General features: G+C 59.0%; 20 protein-coding genes. 11 read left to right on the top strand and 9 right to left on the bottom strand.

Features of this window, described 5'->3' with window-relative positions:
• Nucleotides 1-47 precede the first annotated feature (47 nt).
• Nucleotides 48-485: a DUF1489 family protein gene (locus ACZ5A6_RS07045; RefSeq protein WP_013636312.1), complete on the top strand. Its 438-nt coding sequence runs from the start codon at nucleotides 48-50 to the stop codon at nucleotides 483-485.
• Nucleotides 486-581: 96 nt separating this feature from the next.
• On the opposite strand, the gene ACZ5A6_RS07040 is transcribed toward ACZ5A6_RS07045, so the two are convergent.
• The 3 genes from ACZ5A6_RS07040 to ACZ5A6_RS07030 form a co-directional block, all read right to left on the bottom strand.
• Nucleotides 582-1,190, bottom strand: a complete 609-nt coding sequence (locus ACZ5A6_RS07040) for a transglutaminase-like cysteine peptidase (protein WP_174061385.1) — start codon at nucleotides 1,188-1,190, stop codon at nucleotides 582-584.
• A 755-nt stretch (nucleotides 1,191-1,945) separates the two neighbouring features.
• Nucleotides 1,946-2,563 carry a PilZ domain-containing protein gene (locus ACZ5A6_RS07035; protein ID WP_065659306.1) on the bottom strand — a complete coding sequence of 206 codons (618 nt, stop codon included), beginning with the start codon at nucleotides 2,561-2,563 and terminating at the stop codon, nucleotides 1,946-1,948.
• Between the two features lie 183 nt (nucleotides 2,564-2,746).
• Nucleotides 2,747-3,304 (bottom strand): PAS domain-containing protein, encoded by a 558-nt coding sequence (locus ACZ5A6_RS07030; protein WP_038491289.1) that lies wholly within the window; start codon nucleotides 3,302-3,304, stop codon nucleotides 2,747-2,749.
• A gap of 359 nt (nucleotides 3,305-3,663) precedes the next feature.
• Here ACZ5A6_RS07030 and ACZ5A6_RS07025 point away from each other — a divergent pair, with 359 nt between their 5' ends.
• A complete protein-coding gene (locus ACZ5A6_RS07025; protein WP_038491286.1) occupies nucleotides 3,664-4,437 on the top strand; it encodes a rhomboid family intramembrane serine protease in 774 nt (257 codons plus the stop codon).
• Nucleotides 4,438-4,591: 154 nt separating this feature from the next.
• Nucleotides 4,592-5,026 (top strand): CBS domain-containing protein, encoded by a 435-nt coding sequence (locus tag ACZ5A6_RS07020; protein ID WP_003515681.1) that lies wholly within the window; start codon nucleotides 4,592-4,594, stop codon nucleotides 5,024-5,026.
• Nucleotides 5,027-5,162: 136 nt separating this feature from the next.
• Here the strand turns inward: ACZ5A6_RS07020 and ACZ5A6_RS07015 are convergent, their stop codons facing one another.
• The 3 genes from ACZ5A6_RS07015 to folE all read right to left on the bottom strand — a co-directional run bounded on the left by ACZ5A6_RS07015 (nucleotide 5,163) and on the right by folE (nucleotide 7,294).
• Nucleotides 5,163-6,089: a patatin-like phospholipase family protein gene (locus ACZ5A6_RS07015; RefSeq protein ID WP_003515679.1), complete on the bottom strand. Its 927-nt coding sequence runs from the start codon at nucleotides 6,087-6,089 to the stop codon at nucleotides 5,163-5,165.
• Nucleotides 6,090-6,187: 98 nt separating this feature from the next.
• Nucleotides 6,188-6,640 (bottom strand): phosphoribosyl-AMP cyclohydrolase, encoded by a 453-nt coding sequence (hisI, locus tag ACZ5A6_RS07010; RefSeq protein ID WP_174061384.1) that lies wholly within the window; start codon nucleotides 6,638-6,640, stop codon nucleotides 6,188-6,190.
• Between the two features lie 27 nt (nucleotides 6,641-6,667).
• Nucleotides 6,668-7,294, bottom strand: coding sequence for a GTP cyclohydrolase I FolE (gene folE / locus ACZ5A6_RS07005; RefSeq protein WP_003515674.1), 627 nt, complete (start codon nucleotides 7,292-7,294; stop codon nucleotides 6,668-6,670).
• A gap of 283 nt (nucleotides 7,295-7,577) precedes the next feature.
• Between folE and ACZ5A6_RS07000 the strand changes: the two genes are divergently transcribed.
• The 4 genes from ACZ5A6_RS07000 to thrS all read left to right on the top strand — a co-directional run bounded on the left by ACZ5A6_RS07000 (nucleotide 7,578) and on the right by thrS (nucleotide 11,041).
• A complete protein-coding gene (locus tag ACZ5A6_RS07000) occupies nucleotides 7,578-8,024 on the top strand; it encodes an iron-sulfur cluster assembly scaffold protein (RefSeq protein WP_025593674.1) in 447 nt (148 codons plus the stop codon).
• Nucleotides 8,025-8,027: 3 nt separating this feature from the next.
• The gene (gene yidD, locus ACZ5A6_RS06995; RefSeq protein WP_065687289.1) at nucleotides 8,028-8,387 is read left to right on the top strand and encodes a membrane protein insertion efficiency factor YidD; all 360 of its coding nucleotides are present in this window, start codon (nucleotides 8,028-8,030) and stop codon (nucleotides 8,385-8,387) included.
• On the top strand, nucleotides 8,384-8,905 hold the full coding sequence (locus ACZ5A6_RS06990) for a DUF1697 domain-containing protein (RefSeq protein ID WP_111790291.1): 522 nt from the start codon (nucleotides 8,384-8,386) through the stop codon (nucleotides 8,903-8,905). Before yidD ends, ACZ5A6_RS06990 begins: the two co-directional genes overlap by 4 nt.
• A gap of 132 nt (nucleotides 8,906-9,037) precedes the next feature.
• Entirely contained in the window at nucleotides 9,038-11,041 is a 2,004-nt protein-coding gene (gene thrS / locus ACZ5A6_RS06985; RefSeq protein ID WP_003515666.1) for a threonine--tRNA ligase, read from the top strand.
• 57 nt (nucleotides 11,042-11,098) lie between these two features.
• On the opposite strand, the gene ACZ5A6_RS06980 is transcribed toward thrS, so the two are convergent.
• Complete coding sequence (locus ACZ5A6_RS06980; RefSeq protein ID WP_003515664.1) at nucleotides 11,099-12,079, bottom strand: hypothetical protein; 981 nt, start codon at nucleotides 12,077-12,079, stop codon at nucleotides 11,099-11,101.
• A 110-nt stretch (nucleotides 12,080-12,189) separates the two neighbouring features.
• Between ACZ5A6_RS06980 and ACZ5A6_RS06975 the strand changes: the two genes are divergently transcribed.
• The 3 genes from ACZ5A6_RS06975 to ACZ5A6_RS06965 all read left to right on the top strand — a co-directional run bounded on the left by ACZ5A6_RS06975 (nucleotide 12,190) and on the right by ACZ5A6_RS06965 (nucleotide 14,646).
• Nucleotides 12,190-12,771, top strand: a complete 582-nt coding sequence (locus ACZ5A6_RS06975; protein ID WP_019566136.1) for a nitroreductase family protein — start codon at nucleotides 12,190-12,192, stop codon at nucleotides 12,769-12,771.
• Nucleotides 12,771-13,382 carry a flavin reductase family protein gene (locus ACZ5A6_RS06970; protein ID WP_025593667.1) on the top strand — a complete coding sequence of 204 codons (612 nt, stop codon included), beginning with the start codon at nucleotides 12,771-12,773 and terminating at the stop codon, nucleotides 13,380-13,382. The genes ACZ5A6_RS06975 and ACZ5A6_RS06970 overlap by 1 nt, the downstream gene beginning before the upstream one ends.
• A 109-nt stretch (nucleotides 13,383-13,491) precedes the next feature.
• Nucleotides 13,492-14,646, top strand: a complete 1,155-nt coding sequence (locus tag ACZ5A6_RS06965; protein ID WP_464111077.1) for a DUF2336 domain-containing protein — start codon at nucleotides 13,492-13,494, stop codon at nucleotides 14,644-14,646.
• Nucleotides 14,647-14,649: 3 nt separating this feature from the next.
• On the opposite strand, the gene ACZ5A6_RS06960 is transcribed toward ACZ5A6_RS06965, so the two are convergent.
• The gene (locus tag ACZ5A6_RS06960; protein ID WP_003515657.1) at nucleotides 14,650-15,084 is read right to left on the bottom strand and encodes a hypothetical protein; all 435 of its coding nucleotides are present in this window, start codon (nucleotides 15,082-15,084) and stop codon (nucleotides 14,650-14,652) included.
• A gap of 107 nt (nucleotides 15,085-15,191) precedes the next feature.
• Here ACZ5A6_RS06960 and ACZ5A6_RS06955 point away from each other — a divergent pair, with 107 nt between their 5' ends.
• A complete protein-coding gene (locus tag ACZ5A6_RS06955; protein WP_174061382.1) occupies nucleotides 15,192-15,647 on the top strand; it encodes a GNAT family N-acetyltransferase in 456 nt (151 codons plus the stop codon).
• A gap of 154 nt (nucleotides 15,648-15,801) precedes the next feature.
• Here ACZ5A6_RS06955 and ACZ5A6_RS06950 read toward each other — a convergent pair whose 3' ends face one another.
• Nucleotides 15,802-17,040 (bottom strand): AI-2E family transporter, encoded by a 1,239-nt coding sequence (locus tag ACZ5A6_RS06950; protein ID WP_003515654.1) that lies wholly within the window; start codon nucleotides 17,038-17,040, stop codon nucleotides 15,802-15,804.
• Nucleotides 17,041-17,050 lie beyond the last annotated feature (10 nt).

Below are 17,050 nucleotides of genomic sequence, written 5' to 3'. Positions count from 1 at the left end.
ATGGTCCACATGCTTGACGCCCGCCGCAAAAAGGCATTGATAAGCATATGCCTCTACATCTTATAAAACTTTGCGTCGGCGCGGATTCACTCCAGGATTTGAGAGACTGGGTCGCGCATCGCTCGCTGACCGCGATCGCCGCTGGCCTTGAGCCGCACAGCGTCCACACCACGCGGATGATCCCGAAACGGCTTGACGAATTGCTGGAAGGCGGTTCGCTCTATTGGGTCATCAAGGGCCAGGTGCAGGCACGGCAGAAACTTCTCGACATACGTTCCTTCAAGGGCGACGACGGCATTACCCGCTGCGATCTCATTCTCGGCCCCGAGGTGATCGAGACGTCGCCTGCGCCGAAGCGGCCGTTTCAGGGCTGGCGCTATCTCAAGGACAACGAGGCCCCACGCGATCTCGGCGGCGGTGATTTCGGCGGCGAGGAGATGCCCTCCGACCTCAAGCGGGAACTGGCCGAGCTAGGCCTGCTCTGATCGTCAATGGACGTGATTGAAATGAAAAAGCCGGCTTCCTTCGCGGAGCCGGCTTTTTCATTTGGGGAGACGGTATTTGCTTGGGTTTGGGTGGCTTCAGTTGATGCCGCCAACCGCAGTGGTAGCGCGGCCATCCTGTATTTTCACCCAGCGTCCGGGATTGGCGGTGTCCTGACGCTTCAGGTAGGTATATTCGGTCTCCGACCAGTTCATGACCTTGTTGCGCATGTTGTCGAGGACGAAATCACCGCGATCGGTGCGAACGGTCAGAACTGCATGGCCTTCGCCATTCGGCTGCAGAACAACCGTGATCAGCAGGTTGTTGGCGGAGAAGCCCTTGTTCATCAGCATCTTGCGCTTCAGAAGCACGAAATCTTCGCAATCGCCGACCGTGGTGGGGTAGGCCCAGCGCTCTTCGACGCCGTAGATTTCCATGTCGGTCATCGGCGTGATCGTGGTGTTGGCGGTATAGTTGACGTCGAGCATCGTCTTCCAGCGCTCTTCGGTCAGTTTCATCGGGCCGTTATCCAGCGATGTCGGCTGGCATTCGCTCTGATAGGTCTGGCAGAACTCGTAGTGGCCGATCGGCGGGTTGGCATTGCCGATCACACGCATGGCGGCGGATGGCGAAGCGCTGGCCTGATGGGCGATGGCGCTGACGATGAATGCGATCAGAAAGAAACCGAAACGGTTGTTTTTGTTCATTGCTTGTCTCCCCGTGTTGAGGAGACACTCGCATGTATATTTTGACCCCGCGGAAAGATGCGCGTGTCAATTTGAGCTTATATTTCAGCAAATTAGCGCTTGTTTTGAACTGTATTCGAGTTAGTTTTTACGCGTGTTTGAAGCAAATTTTATTACAATTTTACGCATCTCGACCTTAGGTTTTTGGTAGCCATTTAGGCCGCTGTATTGAAAGCGTTTTTTGGCACAGAGATATTTTTGCGATGCTGGGTAGTCAGGCCGCGGAGCGTATCGAAGACGCGGATTTCCCGTTTTGGGATTGGTGTTTCAAGTCGGGACAGGGCAAAAAGGCAGCGAAAAAAACTTCAAGAAAACTGTTTTTTTCTTGGAAAAAATGCCTGGAGCGGGATTTTCCAGTGCGGTTTTGCGCGAGAACTAACGCGAAATGGAGCGCGCCGGGCACTCTGACCGGATAGCACGGAAGTCAGCTTCAACGGAATCCAAAGTGCTGGAAAGCAGTATTTTAGACTGTCAGCGCAAATGCACGAGCGGCATTTTTGTAGACGAGAGCAGTCTGCTCCCATCATTCCGGCCTTGAGCCGGAATCGGATCGATGTGCGCCTGCGTGGCGGGAAAAGCTCTTTCGGCCAAGAGACCTGGGCTGAATGTATTCCGGCTCACGGCCGGAGTGCCGGAAAGCGATTGCCGTGACAAGATCTGGCGAATGCCGCACTTGCCGCACGGACATACCGCTCCACTGTATTACGGGAAATGACCTAGAGAAATTCGATCAGGGCGTCGGGCGACTGGACCCGGTCGAATTCGACCGCAACGCCTTCCATGAAGTGGCGTACGATCTTGCCGCTCATGTTCTTGCCAAGCTGGACCCTGGTGCCGAGTGGAGGCCGGTTTTCGATCTCGATGGCTGCGCCCGACAAGGAAAGGTCGATCAGCCGGCAGGCGAGAAGCACGCCGTCTTCCAGCATCAGATGTGCCCGGGTATTGCGTGGTGTCAGGCGGTCGTGGCGGCGGTCTTCCGGCAGGCCGAGCAGCTGGCGCTTGGCGATCCATGCGAGCTGGGCGGCCAGCTTTTCCCGCTTGCGTTCGGGCGCATTGATGGCAATGACGAAGCCTGACGCGGTAAGCGCCGTAACCGTTCCTTCGATGCGACCGATATGCTGGAGATAGGAGATGACGCGATCACCGTTGCGCGCAATGCCCGAGCAGGCGAACAGCGCTCTTTCGGCGGTCATCTCGGTTGCGGTGCAATCATATTCCTGGTGATCGGGCAACATGAGGCGGCCGGTGAAGGACACACGGACGGGATCGTCGAAGTGAACCTCTTCAACCGGACGCAGGGTTTGGGCAATGTTGACCGAACGTGATGAGAACATGGCAGCGCAATTGTAACCAGTGATGATGACAAATCTCTACGCCGCCCGGGTTAACAGACTGTATTGTTTAACCCTTACAATTTTTGCAATCGTCAAAATCGTTACAGCTTTGACGTATTTCGTACGAAATTCCGGTGCGATCATACGCGATCCACCCTCACCATGCGGGGTGGGATGCGGCAGTCAGCGGGTTACCGCATGCGGCATGACAGCGGTTCGCGCATTCGTAGAATACGTTGTCGGCGCGATATCCATGCGTAGCAGGCGGCTGCTTTTCATGACGAGGCAACTGATCGGTGCTGCGAATTCGTGACGGGGCCGCTCCGCCAGCAGCGCTCCGAGCAATCTCGGGGCTGTGTCATTATCCGAACTTAGCGGCAAGAGCAGCATTTCGAAAGCAAGCGGCGCCGCGCCATGGTCGTCCTCCGCTTCGATATCGAACACCACGGGCAATTGATGTTGCAGGATGCCGCGTGCGACACGGCAGGGGAAGGTGGCACTTGCCGCCGGCCACAGATCCGAGAACGGGCTGTCGCGCAATTCCCGGCCGAACAGGTCGCACAGGTGCGTGCCTGCAAGGCGGAAGAATGGCGTCCTTTCTCCCTTGTCCACCAGGATGAAGAGGTCGCCGAGATGATGTTTCAGCTTTGCGGGATCGAAGTCTTCTCGGCGGGGCGCAGGTTTATTGCCGCGCAGCGCGTCCCAATAGGCATATATCTCCAGTCCGGCCATGCTCTTCATAGCATCTTTCTCCATGTTCGTTTTTGGGACATCATGTCCATCCGAACGTCTGTTACTTGTGGTGTAGCGAATTTCATGCCAACCGATTTTGTTAAGGTTAACAAATGGTTGAGATTGCGCGACGACCAAGGTCGTGGCATCGCTGCGGCCATGTCGGGGACATGCTCCCAGTCAGCACAATTGATGCTTTCGCCCGTAATTTTACGGCGGGCGCGCAGGCCGTACTGCCCCTGGGTACAGGCGCTTGAACCGATTGCGGTTTTTGCGTCGTGGCCCGAAAGGCAGGACGGCTTTTTTTTCGCCCGGGCTTCCTATATTGCTCGGGAGACGCAAATTTCCACAAAAACAGGGATGGAATCATGTCCAACGGCGACGGCGAACAGCCGCCGGTTTCGGAAAGTCAGGAACTGAAAGAGGACGCACATAATCCCGTCTTCAACCTGCCGCCGCTTCTGGTCGGCATATTGGCGGCGCTGCTCTTGGCCTTTGTGGTTCCGGCCTATCTTCTTTCGGAGGATGGCAACGGCTGGTTCATTTTCACCTTCGGCTTCATTCCGCTGCGTTACGCGGTGCCATTATCCCAGCAGGGGCTGGAATGGCTCTGGACGCCGGTGACATATTCTTTTCTGCACGGCGGCATCGAGCATATTCTTTTTAACGGATTGTGGTTGATGGCCTTTGGCGCACCGGTTCTGCGCCGGATCGGAACGCTTCGCTTCGTACTGTTATGGTGCATATCCGCCGCCGTTTCAGCTTTTGGCCACGCGGCGCTGAACTGGGGCGATGTGACGGTTCTGATCGGAGCATCTGGTGTCGTTTCGGCGCTGATGGGAGCCGCATGCCGTTTCGCTTTCCCGTCACGCGGCGGCTACAGCGCCTCTTTCGGCCATCTGATGCCGAGGCAGAGCATTGTCGCGGCGCTTTCGAACAGGACGGTGCTGATCTTCACGCTGATGTGGCTTTTCGGCAATGTCCTGATCGCGGTCGGCGTGCCGCTGTTTGGCGATGTCGGCGGTGAAGTCGCCTGGGATGCGCATGTCTTCGGCTTTCTGCTCGGCTTCCTGTTCTTCGGCCTGTTTGATCGCCCGATCCGCGGGAACCTTTCCAGTGGAAGTGTGGAACAGCCGCTCTAGGGCGATCACGCTCCTTGTCGGCCGTGGCGCAAATTTGCTTGTGCAGGTCCCATCCGGGATTGCATTCGCATAGGCCTCAGCGCACCATGTTCCATGATTTGCAACCGCGGAGAGACTTTGCCGCGTTGCAGATTGCTGACAGGAGGAGGAAGGCATGGCAACATTCGTAAAAGATCTTCTCGACCGCAAGGGCCGGAATGTCGTGACTGTGGGTCCGAGCGTAAGCATCGGCGAGGCGGCAGCAACGCTGAATGCGCACAAGATCGGTGCACTCGTCGTGACCGATGCCGACGGCGTCGTTCTCGGTATTTTCACGGAACGCGATCTGGTGAAGGTCGTGGCAGGCGAGGGCGCTGCCTCCCTTCTGCAATCCGTTTCGGTGGCCATGACCAAGAACGTCATCCGCTGTCATCACAATTCCACCACCGACGAGTTGATGGAAATCATGACCGGAGGGCGGTTCCGACATATTCCGGTTGAGGACGACGGTCGTCTTGCCGGCATCATCTCCATCGGTGACGTGGTAAAGGCGCGGATCGGCGAGATCGAGGCCGAAGCCGAACATATCAAGGCCTATATCGCCGGATGAGGTTTCGTTTCCGGCGCGTCCGCAATAGTCATTTCGAAACGACTCCGTCATTCCTGTGACACGCGCAGGAATGACGGCCTAGGAGGCTGCGGCTACCGCAAGCTGGAGTGCTCAGCACGTATATTTGTATTGTAGGTTAGCGTCGGAACGCCTGCTGCATGCGCTCCAGCTCGGGAACGCGGGCGCGTGTTTCCTCGTATCCCCTGTCGATGGCTTCGCTGGCGCGATGGAATTCCGACAGGCCGATATCGTTGATACGGGGATGCAGCATGAGGTCGGGCGGGTCGCCCGCCAGACGCGAGCGCGAAATCCGGTCCTGAATGATATTGAAGGCCTGCACCATGACGCCCGGCAGGCCGGGGCGCGGCGGACCTTCCAAGGAAGGTGCTGCGCCATTAGGGGGCGAAGAGGAATGTTTGACCACGGCAGAGCGGCCGAACAGATCGTAATTGAGATTGACGGCGACGACGAGCGCCTGCTCATAGGCCCTGCAGACCGAAACCGGCACGGGGTTGACGAGAGCGCCGTCGATCAGGGTGCGGCCGTTGCATTGCACGGGCTCGAAAATGCCGGGCAACGCATAGGATGAGCGCAGTGCGGTGACGAGGTCGCCCTGGTGAATCCAGACCTCGTGGCCGGTGCGCAATTCCGTGGCGACGGCGATGAAAGGGTGCTCGAGGTTTTCGACGCGCAAGCCTTCGAGATGTTCCTGCATGCGCTTGGTCAGCCGCATGCCGCCGAAGAGACCGCCGCCGCCAATCGTCAGATCGAGCAGGCCAGCAATGCGCCGCATCGTCAGCGAACGGGCAAATTCCTCCAGCTCATCGAGCTTTCCGGCGAGATAACAACCGCCGACCAGCGCGCCTATCGAGGTTCCGGCAATCATGCCGATCTTAACCCCGGCCTCGTCTAGTGCCCTCAGGACGCCGATATGGGCCCAGCCGCGCGCAGCTCCACCGCCGAGCGCAAGCGCAATCCGGCGCGTATCAACGACCTCGTTGACGATTGTTTCGGTGTTGCCAGCCGCAAGAGCATTGTGACGATTGCTTCCCCAGCCCAACATGACCGTACACTCCCTGCCTGCTCCCAGGACCCGGTCTGTTCCTCCCCGAATCCTGAATTATTGGTAGCAAATTGGTGCGGCGGATGGAAGGTGGCCGTTCACGTGCCAGAATAGGTAGTCGCCGGGTCGAAATGGCGGATATCGTCGGTGATTCTGGTGACGGCATTGCCATCGGCCAACTCGACCGTGCGGTAGAAGCAGGAGCGGCGGCCGGTATGGCAGGTTGCGTCATGACCGGCGACGGAGACCTTCAGCCATACGGCGTCCTGATCGCAATCGGTGCGGAATTCCTTCACCGTCTGCAGGTTGCCGGAGGTTTCGCCCTTTTTCCAGATCTTGTCGCGCGAGCGGCTGTAATAGTGGGCGATGCCCGTTTCCAGCGTCAACGACAGGGCTTGCGCATTCATATGGGCGACCATCAACAATTCACCATCACGCGCATCGGTGACCACGGCGGTGACAAGGCCGTGGGCATCGAATTTCGGTGAGAAGAGACCTGAATTTTCAAGCACTTCCTTGTCCGCAGGCGCGGACAGAAACGAAATGGACATTGCTACCCCGGGGAAAAAGCGGAACCGTTAGCGGTTCCGCACCATGGTCATGAAGCGCACCTGCTCTGCCGGGTCGTTCTTGAAGGTGCCGGTGAAGCTGGTGGTGAGGGTCGTGGACCCCTGCTTGTTTACGCCGCGCATGGACATGCACATATGTTCGGCGTCGATCATGACGGCCACGCCGCGCGGCTTCAGAGTTTCCTCGATGGATCTTGCGATCTGCGCGGTCATGTTTTCCTGCGTCTGCAGGCGGCGGCCAAAGATTTCGACGACACGGGCGATCTTCGACAGGCCGAGCACGCGCCCGGCCGGAAGATAGGCGACATGCGCCTTGCCGACGATCGGAACCATGTGGTGTTCGCAATGGGAGAAGAAGGGGATGTCGCGCACCAGCACCACATCGTCATAACCGCCAACTTCCTCGAAGGTCGTGCCGAGAACGTCCTGGACGTTCAGCTCGTAACCGGCGAAAAGTTCGCGATAGGCCTTGGCAACGCGCTTCGGCGTGTCCAGGAGTCCTTCGCGGGCGGGATTTTCTCCTGCCCAGCGCAGAAGAACGCGCACTGCTTCTTCCGCTTCCGTCTGGCTTGGGCGAGCCTCTGCCACATCGGGTTTTGCGCCAGCGCCGGGGAAATTCTTCACGATCGCATCCATTCCGTCTCTCCCGATGCGGGTCAAGGCCGCACCTGAACTTTGTTTTTCGTAGCGGGGACTTCGTCCACCGTTGCTGCTATCTGGTTGTTTTACAGCATTTTGGCAAGGCCGATGCTGATATTTCGGTATCGGAGCCGTTAATTTCATATCGGCTTGATGTCCAGAAAGCTCGTTAGCATATAATGGGAATGAAGGGCAGGAAAGCTCCACTGCGACAAACGCTGTGTTTGAAAAAAATATCCTGTCCCGTTTTTGGGCATTCTTGAACGCCGGATACCTGATGATGGACGATATCTACAACAACCGAATTCTGGAATTTGCCGGAAATATTCCGCTGACCGGTGTGCTTGATGATGCTGATGCCAGCGCTGAAAAACACTCGCGGCTGTGCGGCTCCAAACTCAAGGTCTATCTGAAGGTGGAAGGCGGCATCGTCACGGCTTTTTCACATGAGGTTCGCGCGTGCGCGCTCGGCCAGGCATCCGCCTCGATCATGGCGCATCATGTCGTCGGCGCTTCCAGCGGTGAGATCCGGCAGGCGCGGGAAGACATGCTTGCCATGCTGAAACAGGGCGGCGAGGGGCCAACGGGCCGTTTCGAGGATATGCGGGTGCTTTCACCCGTCCGGGATTTCAAGGCACGCCACGCCTCGACCATGCTGACCTTCGAAGCAGTGGTCGATGCTCTCGACCAGATCGAAGCCCGGCCGGTTCTGAACGCTGCGGGTTAGGCGATGTGCGGTGAACCGGACTGCGGACATCAGAAGACAGGGGAGAAGGTCGGGCGATCCCGCAACTGGGGGGGAGTCTTTGCGAAGACCCCAGGCCGTCTTTTCGGTGTTGGCTTCATCCGCCTCTATCAGCTGACTTTGTCGGGTTTCGTCGGCAATTCCTGCCGCCACATTCCCACCTGTTCCGAATATGGCTACGAGGCGATCGCCCGCCACGGACTTTGGCCGGGCGGGTGGATGACGCTGTTTCGCGTCGCGCGTTGCGGTCCGGGCGGCACCAGCGGGCTGGACCCCGTGCCGGAAACGCTTGGCGCTGACAAGCACTGGTGGACGCCCTGGCGATACTGGATGCTGCATCAATGACCTATGTCGCTCTTCTGCACAGCATCGTGCTCGGGGCGGGCAAGCGGCTCATCATGGCCGATCTGCGTGAAATGGCGCAGGAGCTGGGCTTTGAGGAATGCAGGACGCTGGTTGCGACCGGAAATCTGGTCTTCCGTGCACCGGAGGCGCCTGTCTGCGAAATCGAGGATGCGTTGGAGCGCGCCTTTGAAAAACGGTTCGGCAAACACGTCGATATTCTCGTTCGCTCAGCGCCTGATTGGCTTGCCCTGACTGCCACAAACCCGTTTCCGGATGGCAATCCACCGGATGTCTGCGTAAGGGTGATGCGCAAGCCGCTTGCCGGGGATTATCTTGGACTCTTGGAGAAGTACTGCAAGAAGGAAAAGATCGCCATTGTCGGCGGTGACCTGTGGATCGACTTTTGCGGCAAGCCAAGCGAAAGCCGGCTTCTCTCTGCGCTGACCACGAAGAAGCTCGGCATCGGCACGACCCGCAACGCCAACACCGTCAATGGAATTGCCGAAATGCTTCGCTGAGCCGCCGTTCACCTTTGACTGGAACCGGAAAATTCTTTATCAGCCTGCCTGCCCATCTGCGAAAGAGGGCGTTCTTTTTTATTCCAACACCACCCGCATTCGTTGGCGGGACTGGATCAGGAGCATTCGACGATGTCACAAACCGTTTCCCTTACATTTCCCGATGGTTCCGTACGTAGCTATCCCGCCGGCACGACCGGCCGCGAGGTCGCCGAATCCATCTCCAAATCGCTTGCGAAGAAGGCTGTCGCCATTGCGCTTGATGGCACCGTGCGCGATTTGTCCGAGGCAATCACCGATGGCAAGATAGAAATCGTCACGCGTGAGGACAGCCGCGCGCTGGAACTCATCCGCCACGATGCCGCCCACGTCATGGCCGAGGCCGTGCAGGAGTTGTGGCCCGGCACGCAGGTGACGATCGGCCCTGTCATCGAGAACGGCTTCTATTACGACTTTGCCAAGAACGAACCTTTTACGCCGGAAGATCTGCCGAAGATCGAAAAGCGGATGAAGGAGATCATTCAGCGCAACAAGCCGTTTACCCGCGAAGTCTGGTCGCGCGAGAAGGCCAAGGAAGTGTTTGCCGCAAAGGGCGAAAACTACAAGGTCGAGCTGGTCGATGCCATTCCCGAAGGTCAGGACCTGAAGATCTATTATCAGGGCGACTGGTTCGATCTTTGCCGCGGCCCGCATATGGCGTCCACGGGTCAGGTCGGTACGGCCTTCAAGCTGATGAAGGTAGCCGGCGCCTATTGGCGTGGTGACAGCAACAATGCGATGCTGTCGCGCATCTACGGCACCGCCTGGGCTACCCAGGAAGAGCTGGACAATTACCTGCACGTTCTGGCCGAAGCCGAAAAGCGTGACCACCGCCGTCTTGGCCGGGAAATGGACCTGTTCCATTTCCAGGAAGAAGGTCCGGGCGTGGTCTTCTGGCACGGCAAGGGCTGGCGCATGTTCCAGACGCTGACGGCCTATATGCGCCGTCGGCTTGCCAATACCTATCAGGAAGTCAACGCGCCGCAGGTGCTGGACAAGTCGTTGTGGGAAACCTCCGGTCACTGGGGTTGGTATCAGGAAAACATGTTCGCGGTGAAATCCGCCCATGCCTTTACCCATCCCGATGACGAGGATGCGGACCAGCGCGTCTTTGCCTTGAAGCCGATGAATTGCCCCGGCCACGTGCAGATCTTCAAGCATGGCTTGAAGTCTTACCGCGAAATGCCCGTTCGCCTTGCTGAATTTGGCAATGTCCATCGCTACGAGGCTTCAGGTGCACTGCATGGCCTGATGCGCGTTCGCGGCTTCACGCAGGACGATGCGCATGTCTTCTGCACGGAAGAGCAGATGGCTGCGGAATGCCTGCGCATCAACGACCTGATCCTCTCGGTCTATGAGGATTTCGGTTTCAGCGAGATCGTCGTCAAGCTTTCGACCCGTCCGGAAAAGCGCGTCGGTTCCGACGATCTCTGGGACCGTGCCGAAAGCGTCATGATGGAGGTTCTGAAGACCATCGAGGAACAGTCCGGCGGCCGCATCAAGACCGGCATTCTGCCGGGCGAGGGCGCTTTCTACGGGCCAAAGTTCGAATATACGCTGAAGGATGCCATCGGTCGCGAATGGCAGTGCGGCACGACGCAGGTGGACTTCAACCTGCCGGAACGTTTCGGCGCCTTCTATATCGACCAGAACTCCGAAAAGACGCAGCCGGTGATGATCCATCGCGCCATCTGCGGATCGATGGAGCGCTTCCTTGGTATCCTGATCGAGAACTTTGCCGGTCACATGCCATTGTGGTTCGCGCCGCTTCAGGTCGTGGTCGCGACGATCACCTCGGATGCGGACGATTATGGCCGCGAGGTTGCCGAAGCACTGCGCGAGGCGGGCATGGCTGTCGAAACCGACTTCCGCAACGAGAAGATCAACTACAAGGTCCGCGAGCACTCGGTGACCAAGGTGCCGGTCATCATCGTCTGCGGACGCAAGGAAGCGGAAGAGCGCACTGTCAACATCCGCCGTCTCGGTTCCCAGAACCAGACGCCGATGTCGCTCGAAGATGCGATTACAAGCCTCGTGGAAGAGGCGACGCCGCCGGATGTGAAGCGCAAGCTTGCGGCGAAGAAGCAGGTTGCCTGACAAAAGACAACGGCCCCTTCGGGGGCCGTTTTCGTTACTGGCTGAGGGTATTGACGCCTATTCGAAATCGCCGGTCATGTCTTCCGGCGCCTGATCCTTCATCAGCACTTCCACATCGGCGTCCCGGCCGGACGTGACCTTGAAGTTGCGCTGGTAGACCTTGTCCTTGTTGCGGGCCATGGCGGTATATTCGCCTTCCGCCAGAACCATGGTCGAAAATGCGCTGACGCTTTCGTTCACAACGTCGCCGCCGCCGTTTAGCACCGACCAGGCCGTATCGGCAATGGCTTCGCCGCCCTGTTCGGAGACGAGCTTGAGCGTGATCTGTGCCGCCTGATGCTGCAGGGTCGCTTCGGTCAGCTTGCCTGCCTCCACCTGAATATCGGCGCGCACCACCGCATTGACGTTGCCGTATTCGGAAACGACATGATAGGTGCCTGCATTGAGGCGAACGACTGTGTTGGGCTTGATGTCGGCCATGACAAGGCCGCGCTCGCCATCCGGTCGGGCGTCGGAGGAATAGACGGAAAATTTGAGCTGGTTAGCGGAGATCTGTTTGTCGGAACCCGCGATCGCATTCAGAACGAAACCGCCAGCATCGAGAATCAGCACCTGTTTCTGGACATTACCGGAGCTCGGAACATTGAGTTTCTTGGTAACACCCGCGCGCCCGAAGGCAACGTTGACGAAATATTCGCCGGGTACCAGATGGAACTGCGCCGAACCACCCTCGGAGCTTGCCAACATCGGCAATTTGCCGTCAGCGCCCGGAATGGGGCTGAAGACGCGCCACGAAAGGCCTTCCTTCACCGCTTCGCCTTCACTCGTCAGTTTCGCTTCCATGTCGATATCGCGGGCGGTGCTTGCGGGGGCATTCGGGGCGGTAGGAGCGGTGAAAGCATTGAGTTTCGGCATTTTAGGCGTGCCGCCAAGCTGCTTGAAGTCCTTGAAAGCGTCTTGCGAAAAGGCTGCCTGTGATAAAACGCCGATCGCGGCGAACGCAATGGCCAGACGTGCCGCGATTTTGATTGCCGACATTTTCGATACCGATTGACTTCTTGATTTTCCCGCATCACTTCAAAACCAATGCCGTGGCTATTTCAAGGCCCATAATTTCGCGATGACAGCACAATGGAAGAATTTTGATCATGACAAGTGACATCAAGCTCCTCGACTATCTCAAGGTTCGCCGCTCCACCCCCGCCCTGCAACTTGCCGAGCCGGGTCCATCGAAAGCGGAAATCGAGGAAATCCTGCGCCTTGCCGTGCGCGTGCCTGACCATGGCAAACTGGCGCCGTGGCGCTTCATCGTTTATCGCGGCGAAGACCGCGTGCGTCTGGGGGAAGAAGCGCTCCGGATCGCGCTTGAGAAGAACCCGGAACTGGACCTTCAGCAGCAGGACGCGGAGCGCACCCGCTTCACGCGCGCTCCCGTCGTCATCGCCGTCATCAGCACCGCCAAGCCGCATTTCAAGATTCCGGAATGGGAACAAATCATGTCCGCCGGTGCGGTGTGCCTCAATCTCATCTTCGCCGCCAACGCCAATGGTTTTGCGGCGAACTGGCTGACGGAATGGCTTGCCTTCGACCCGGCCTTCCTGTCGGAACTGGGGATTGCCGCAGACGAGAAGGTCGCCGGATATATTCATATCGGCTCGACGACATTCCCGCTTGTGGAGCGGCCACGGCCGGAGCTTGCGGATGTGGTAACCTGGGTTGGGGATGTCTGATGTTCTACACCACCGACACCAACCAGCACGGCCTGCCGCATGATCCGTTCAAGGCTATCGTCGCGCCCCGGCCGATCGGCTGGATTGGTTCTAAAGGCCGGGACGGCTCTTTCAACCTGTCGCCCTATTCGTTTTTCAACGCGATTTCGGACCGGCCGAAGCTGGTGATGTTTTCCTCCAGCGGGCGCAAGGACAGCCTTCGCAATGTCGAGGAGACCGGTGTCTTCACCGCCAACCTCGTCAGCCGCCACCTCGTCGACCGGATGAACGCGTCTTCTGCGCCGGTGAACTATGATGTCGACGAGTTCCGGCTTGCCGGTCTGACTGCCGTTGACGGGCGGGTGGTGGATGCGCCTTTCGTGGGGGAGGCGCTGGCCGTTCTGGAATGCCGCGTGACCGAGATCATCCAGCTGAAGGACATCGACGGTACGCCGGCGGACTCGTGGATGGTGATAGGGCAGGTCATGGCTATTCACATCGACGATGCGATCATTCGTGATGGTCGCATCGATATGGGACTGGCACGTCCGGTGGCCCGTATGGGTTACATGGACTACTGCGACGGCGGCAGCGACGTGTTTCAGTTGAAGCGTCCGTCTACTGCGCCGTAGAACTTCTTCGCCGGCAACTGTTAAATTTTATGGTGAACCAAACGTAAACTATTTGCGCCTAGAGTTTTATACATGGCGGCGGCAATGATGCCGTCGTCCATTGTTGCGAATGTGTTTCGAGGCTCAGGTGATCGTACAGGCATTTCTTCGCTGGTCTGAAAAGGCTGGATCGACCGAGCGGGCGAAGGCCGCCAATGCGCTTGGCCGTGCCTATCTGCATTCAGACATGGCGCGGGAGAACCGTGACGCCGCCTATATGGCGATGACCTATCTTCTTGACGACCCTTCTCCGCGCGTGCGGTTGGCACTTGCCGAGGCGCTGGCGGATGACCCCGATGCGCCGCGCGCCATTCTCGTTTCGCTTGCCGAAGACCAGCCGGAGATTGCCTGCACCGTGATTGCCCGCTCGCCGGTTCTTGGCGAGGCCGATCTGGTCGATCTCGCCGGGCGCGGCGAGAGCCTGACACGCGCCTTCATTGCGGCAAGGCGGGGCCTGCCGCGCGGTGTCTGCGCAGCACTTGCCGAAGTCGGTGATCTGCCGGAAACGATGATCCTTCTAGAGAACGACGACGCCTTCATCACACCGTTTTCGCTGCGCCGCATTGCCGAGCGGCATGGCTGCAACGCCGATATTCGCGACCTGCTGCTGTGCCGAGAGGTGCTGCCCGCCGATACCCGCCATCTTCTGATGGCGCGCGTCAGCGAGGCCCTGGCAGGTTCGGCGCTGGTTCATGCCCTGATCGCGCGCAACCGCGCCGACAGTATTTTCCGCGAAGCGGAAGATTCCGCCACCATCCTCATCGCCGCCAATGTTGCGTCGCCGGAGTTGCCGGCGCTGGTGGAGCATCTGCGGCAAAGGCTGGAACTGACACCGGCGCTTCTCATCCATGCCGTCTGTTCGGGCAGGCTGGAGTTTTTCACGGCGGCGATGGTCAATCTCTCAGGTCTCGACGACCTCAAGGTGCGCGCCATTCTGGCGACCGGACGGCCGCACGCGCTGAAGGCGCTGTTCCAGTCCGTCGGTCTTTTGGGCGATGTCGTTGATGTCTTCATTGAGGCGACGCTGATGTGGCGCTGCGCCGCCCGATCGCATCTGTCGCAGGCCGCAGCCTCTGTATCGGCCGAACTGCTTGCGCATTTCCGCAACGTCGATGGTTCCGAAACGCTTTTCGAACTCTTGCACGCCGTGCGTAAACTGACCATTGCCGAGGAGCGGCAGAAAGCGCGGCACTATGCGGAAGCGCTGACGGTCGAGGCGGCCTGAGGCTTACTTCTCGAACCGCTTGGCAATCCACGAATAGCTGTTTTCCACCATTCTGACCGGCGTTCCGAGCAGGTGCTTCACGCCTTCGGTGGAAGGCAGGATGCGGCTGACGCGGCTGATCGCCTGTTTTGTCAGGCTCTCTTCTTCCTTTTGCGTGACCTGTGCCGGTGGCTCCTCTGTTCCGGCCGGGGCCGTGGCGGCGGGAGGCTGCGTTGCGGGCGCGTTGCCCGCAGTCTGGGGCGTCTGCTCGCCCGGTGTCTGGCACACGGCCACCACGACCGGATAGGACGCATTTGCGAAACGTTCCAGCTCTTTCTCCGACACGGCGTCGCATAGTTCGATGCTCGTCCAGCGCTGCTGCGAGGTGGCGAGGTAATGGCAATCGGTGGCGGTGTCGTCACAGCCTAGGAAGGTCATGAGAACGAGGGCTGTTTTCATGGTGTGTGTTGCCTCTGTCGGGAATTATGCTCTAGAAACTCATCTATCTCGATTGCAGTGACATTACGACGAAATACGCATTTTTTTGAGAGAAAGCAGGCATCGCATTGGCCCCCGAAATCAAGCTTGAAACACCCCGGCAGGAAGCGGTTCTGCGCCTTATCGATCTGTCTAACGTCTATATGGCGTCGCTTTATCCCGCCGAAAGCAATCATCTGGTCGATATCGGCCAGCTGGAAAAGGACAATGTCTCCTTTTTCGTGGCGCGGCATGATGGCCGTGTCGTTGGCTGCGGCGCGCTGGTGGAGGCGGGTGACGGTACGGCGGAGGTCAAGCGCATGTTCGTCGATCCGGAGGCGAGGGGATTGCGGATCGGCAAGCTGATCATGGATACGCTCATTGCGCGCGGCGCCGAGCTTGGGCTTACCGCCATCCGGCTTGAAACCGGCATCAGCCAGCCGGAGGCGATCGGTCTTTACCGCAAGGCGGGGTTTGTCGAGATTGAGGCGTTTGCGCCCTATACGCCGGACCCGCTCAGCCTGTTCATGGAGAAGACGCTTTAAAGGCGAGGCGGGCGCTATCGGCGCGCTTTGCAGAACACTCGATGCCGCCCTTGGCGATGTCATCCTCGGCCTCGTGCCGGGGATCTGCCGACGTCTGGTAACATCGTTGGGTTGCAGATGCCAGGGACGGGCCCGAGCATGACGAAGACGAGGTTTAAGACGCCGCTTTTCGGAACGCCGTCGCTTCGTTGCTATCCTCTTCACGCGCAACGATGTCGTCGAGCGGGTCATTTTCAGCTGTAGGGGTCGGCGGAACGTCGACGGTGGCGCCAGTAGAGATTTCCACCTCTCGCACCCATTCCCGCCAGATTGCCACCAGCAGTGCCATCAGCACCGGGCCGATGAAGAGGCCTAGGAAGCCCATGGTCTTGACGCCGCCGACGAGGCCGAAAAAGGTCGGCAGGAAAGGCAGCTTGATGGGGCCGCCGACGAGTTTCGGACGGATGGTCTTGTCGACGATGAAAAGCTCGACAGAGCCCCAGATGAATAGCCCCAGGCCATAAGCGGGAGAGCCGCTGGCGACCAGATAGATCGATACGAGAGTGAAAGAGAGCGGCGCGCCGCCCGGGATGAGCGCCATGACACCGGTGAGCACGCCGAGTGTGACGGGCGAGGGGACGCCAGCAATCCAGTAGGCGATGCCGAGGATTATGCCTTCGCCGATGGCGATCAATGTCATGCCGGTGACGGTGGAGCTGATGGTGGCGGGCACCACGCGGGAAATGCGCTCCCACCGCGTCGGCAGGATGCGTTCCCCCACAAGATCGACCTGATGGGAGAAGCCGGCACCGTTGCGATAGACAAAGAACAGCGCGATCAACATGAACAGCAGGGTCAGCACGAGGTGGAACGCGCCGTTGCCCGCGGCGAGGATCGCCCGGTAGATATTGCCGATATTGGCACCGCTGACGAGCTGGATCACTTCGCCGATCGCACCCGGTGTGCCGATATATTTCACCCATTGCTCGCCGAGCCAGGAGCCTACGCCGGGCAGCGCCGCGATCCAGTCTGGCACGGGTGCGCCCACCTTGTTGACATGCACCGCCCAGCCGAACCATTCGCGGATTTCGCTGGCCGTATAGGAAGCGGCGATGAAAATCGGCACCACGAGGAACGTGAGGATGAGGATGATGGCGATGGAGGCGCCGAGCGTGGTGTTGCCGCCCACCTGCCGCAGAAGCCGCGTGTAGACCGGCCAGCTGGCGAAGCCGATGACAAGGGCGGCCAGAACCGGAACGAGAAAGCCGTGGAAGAAGTAGATGCCCGCAAGGGCGACGAGAACCAGCAGCCAGCGCGCAGCCGATATTGGCGGGATCAGGGCGATCCGTGTCGGGCTGGCAGGACCAAGCCATCTCGGTTCGCCACTGGGCTTACGGCTGTCAATATTACTCACGGCAGGCTCT

Source organism: Agrobacterium sp. 6Ca8, from assembly GCF_055382765.1.
The sequence above is the reverse complement of the archived record's forward strand: the minus strand, read 5'-3'. Positions and strand labels throughout refer to the sequence as shown.

Coding starts and splice junctions, on each gene's coding strand:
- ACZ5A6_RS07015 (WP_003515679.1), bottom strand. CDS start 6,089: ATGTTGGGCTGGGGAAGCAATCGTCACAATGCTCTTGCGGCTGGCAAC.
- ACZ5A6_RS06975 (WP_019566136.1), top strand. CDS start 12,190: ATGACAAGTGACATCAAGCTCCTCGACTATCTCAAGGTTCGCCGCTCC.
- ACZ5A6_RS06965 (WP_464111077.1), top strand. CDS start 13,492: ATGTGTTTCGAGGCTCAGGTGATCGTACAGGCATTTCTTCGCTGGTCT.
- ACZ5A6_RS07035 (WP_065659306.1), bottom strand. CDS start 2,563: ATGTTCTCATCACGTTCGGTCAACATTGCCCAAACCCTGCGTCCGGTT.
- ACZ5A6_RS06980 (WP_003515664.1), bottom strand. CDS start 12,079: ATGTCGGCAATCAAAATCGCGGCACGTCTGGCCATTGCGTTCGCCGCG.
- ACZ5A6_RS07030 (WP_038491289.1), bottom strand. CDS start 3,304: ATGAAGAGCATGGCCGGACTGGAGATATATGCCTATTGGGACGCGCTG.
- ACZ5A6_RS07000 (WP_025593674.1), top strand. CDS start 7,578: ATGGACGATATCTACAACAACCGAATTCTGGAATTTGCCGGAAATATT.
- ACZ5A6_RS07025 (WP_038491286.1), top strand. CDS start 3,664: ATGTCCAACGGCGACGGCGAACAGCCGCCGGTTTCGGAAAGTCAGGAA.
- ACZ5A6_RS06960 (WP_003515657.1), bottom strand. CDS start 15,084: ATGAAAACAGCCCTCGTTCTCATGACCTTCCTAGGCTGTGACGACACC.
- ACZ5A6_RS06970 (WP_025593667.1), top strand. CDS start 12,771: ATGTTCTACACCACCGACACCAACCAGCACGGCCTGCCGCATGATCCG.
- thrS (WP_003515666.1), top strand. CDS start 9,038: ATGTCACAAACCGTTTCCCTTACATTTCCCGATGGTTCCGTACGTAGC.
- ACZ5A6_RS07040 (WP_174061385.1), bottom strand. CDS start 1,190: ATGAACAAAAACAACCGTTTCGGTTTCTTTCTGATCGCATTCATCGTC.
- ACZ5A6_RS07045 (WP_013636312.1), top strand. CDS start 48: ATGCCTCTACATCTTATAAAACTTTGCGTCGGCGCGGATTCACTCCAG.
- ACZ5A6_RS07020 (WP_003515681.1), top strand. CDS start 4,592: ATGGCAACATTCGTAAAAGATCTTCTCGACCGCAAGGGCCGGAATGTC.
- yidD (WP_065687289.1), top strand. CDS start 8,028: ATGTGCGGTGAACCGGACTGCGGACATCAGAAGACAGGGGAGAAGGTC.
- ACZ5A6_RS06990 (WP_111790291.1), top strand. CDS start 8,384: ATGACCTATGTCGCTCTTCTGCACAGCATCGTGCTCGGGGCGGGCAAG.
- hisI (WP_174061384.1), bottom strand. CDS start 6,640: ATGTCCATTTCGTTTCTGTCCGCGCCTGCGGACAAGGAAGTGCTTGAA.
- folE (WP_003515674.1), bottom strand. CDS start 7,294: ATGGATGCGATCGTGAAGAATTTCCCCGGCGCTGGCGCAAAACCCGAT.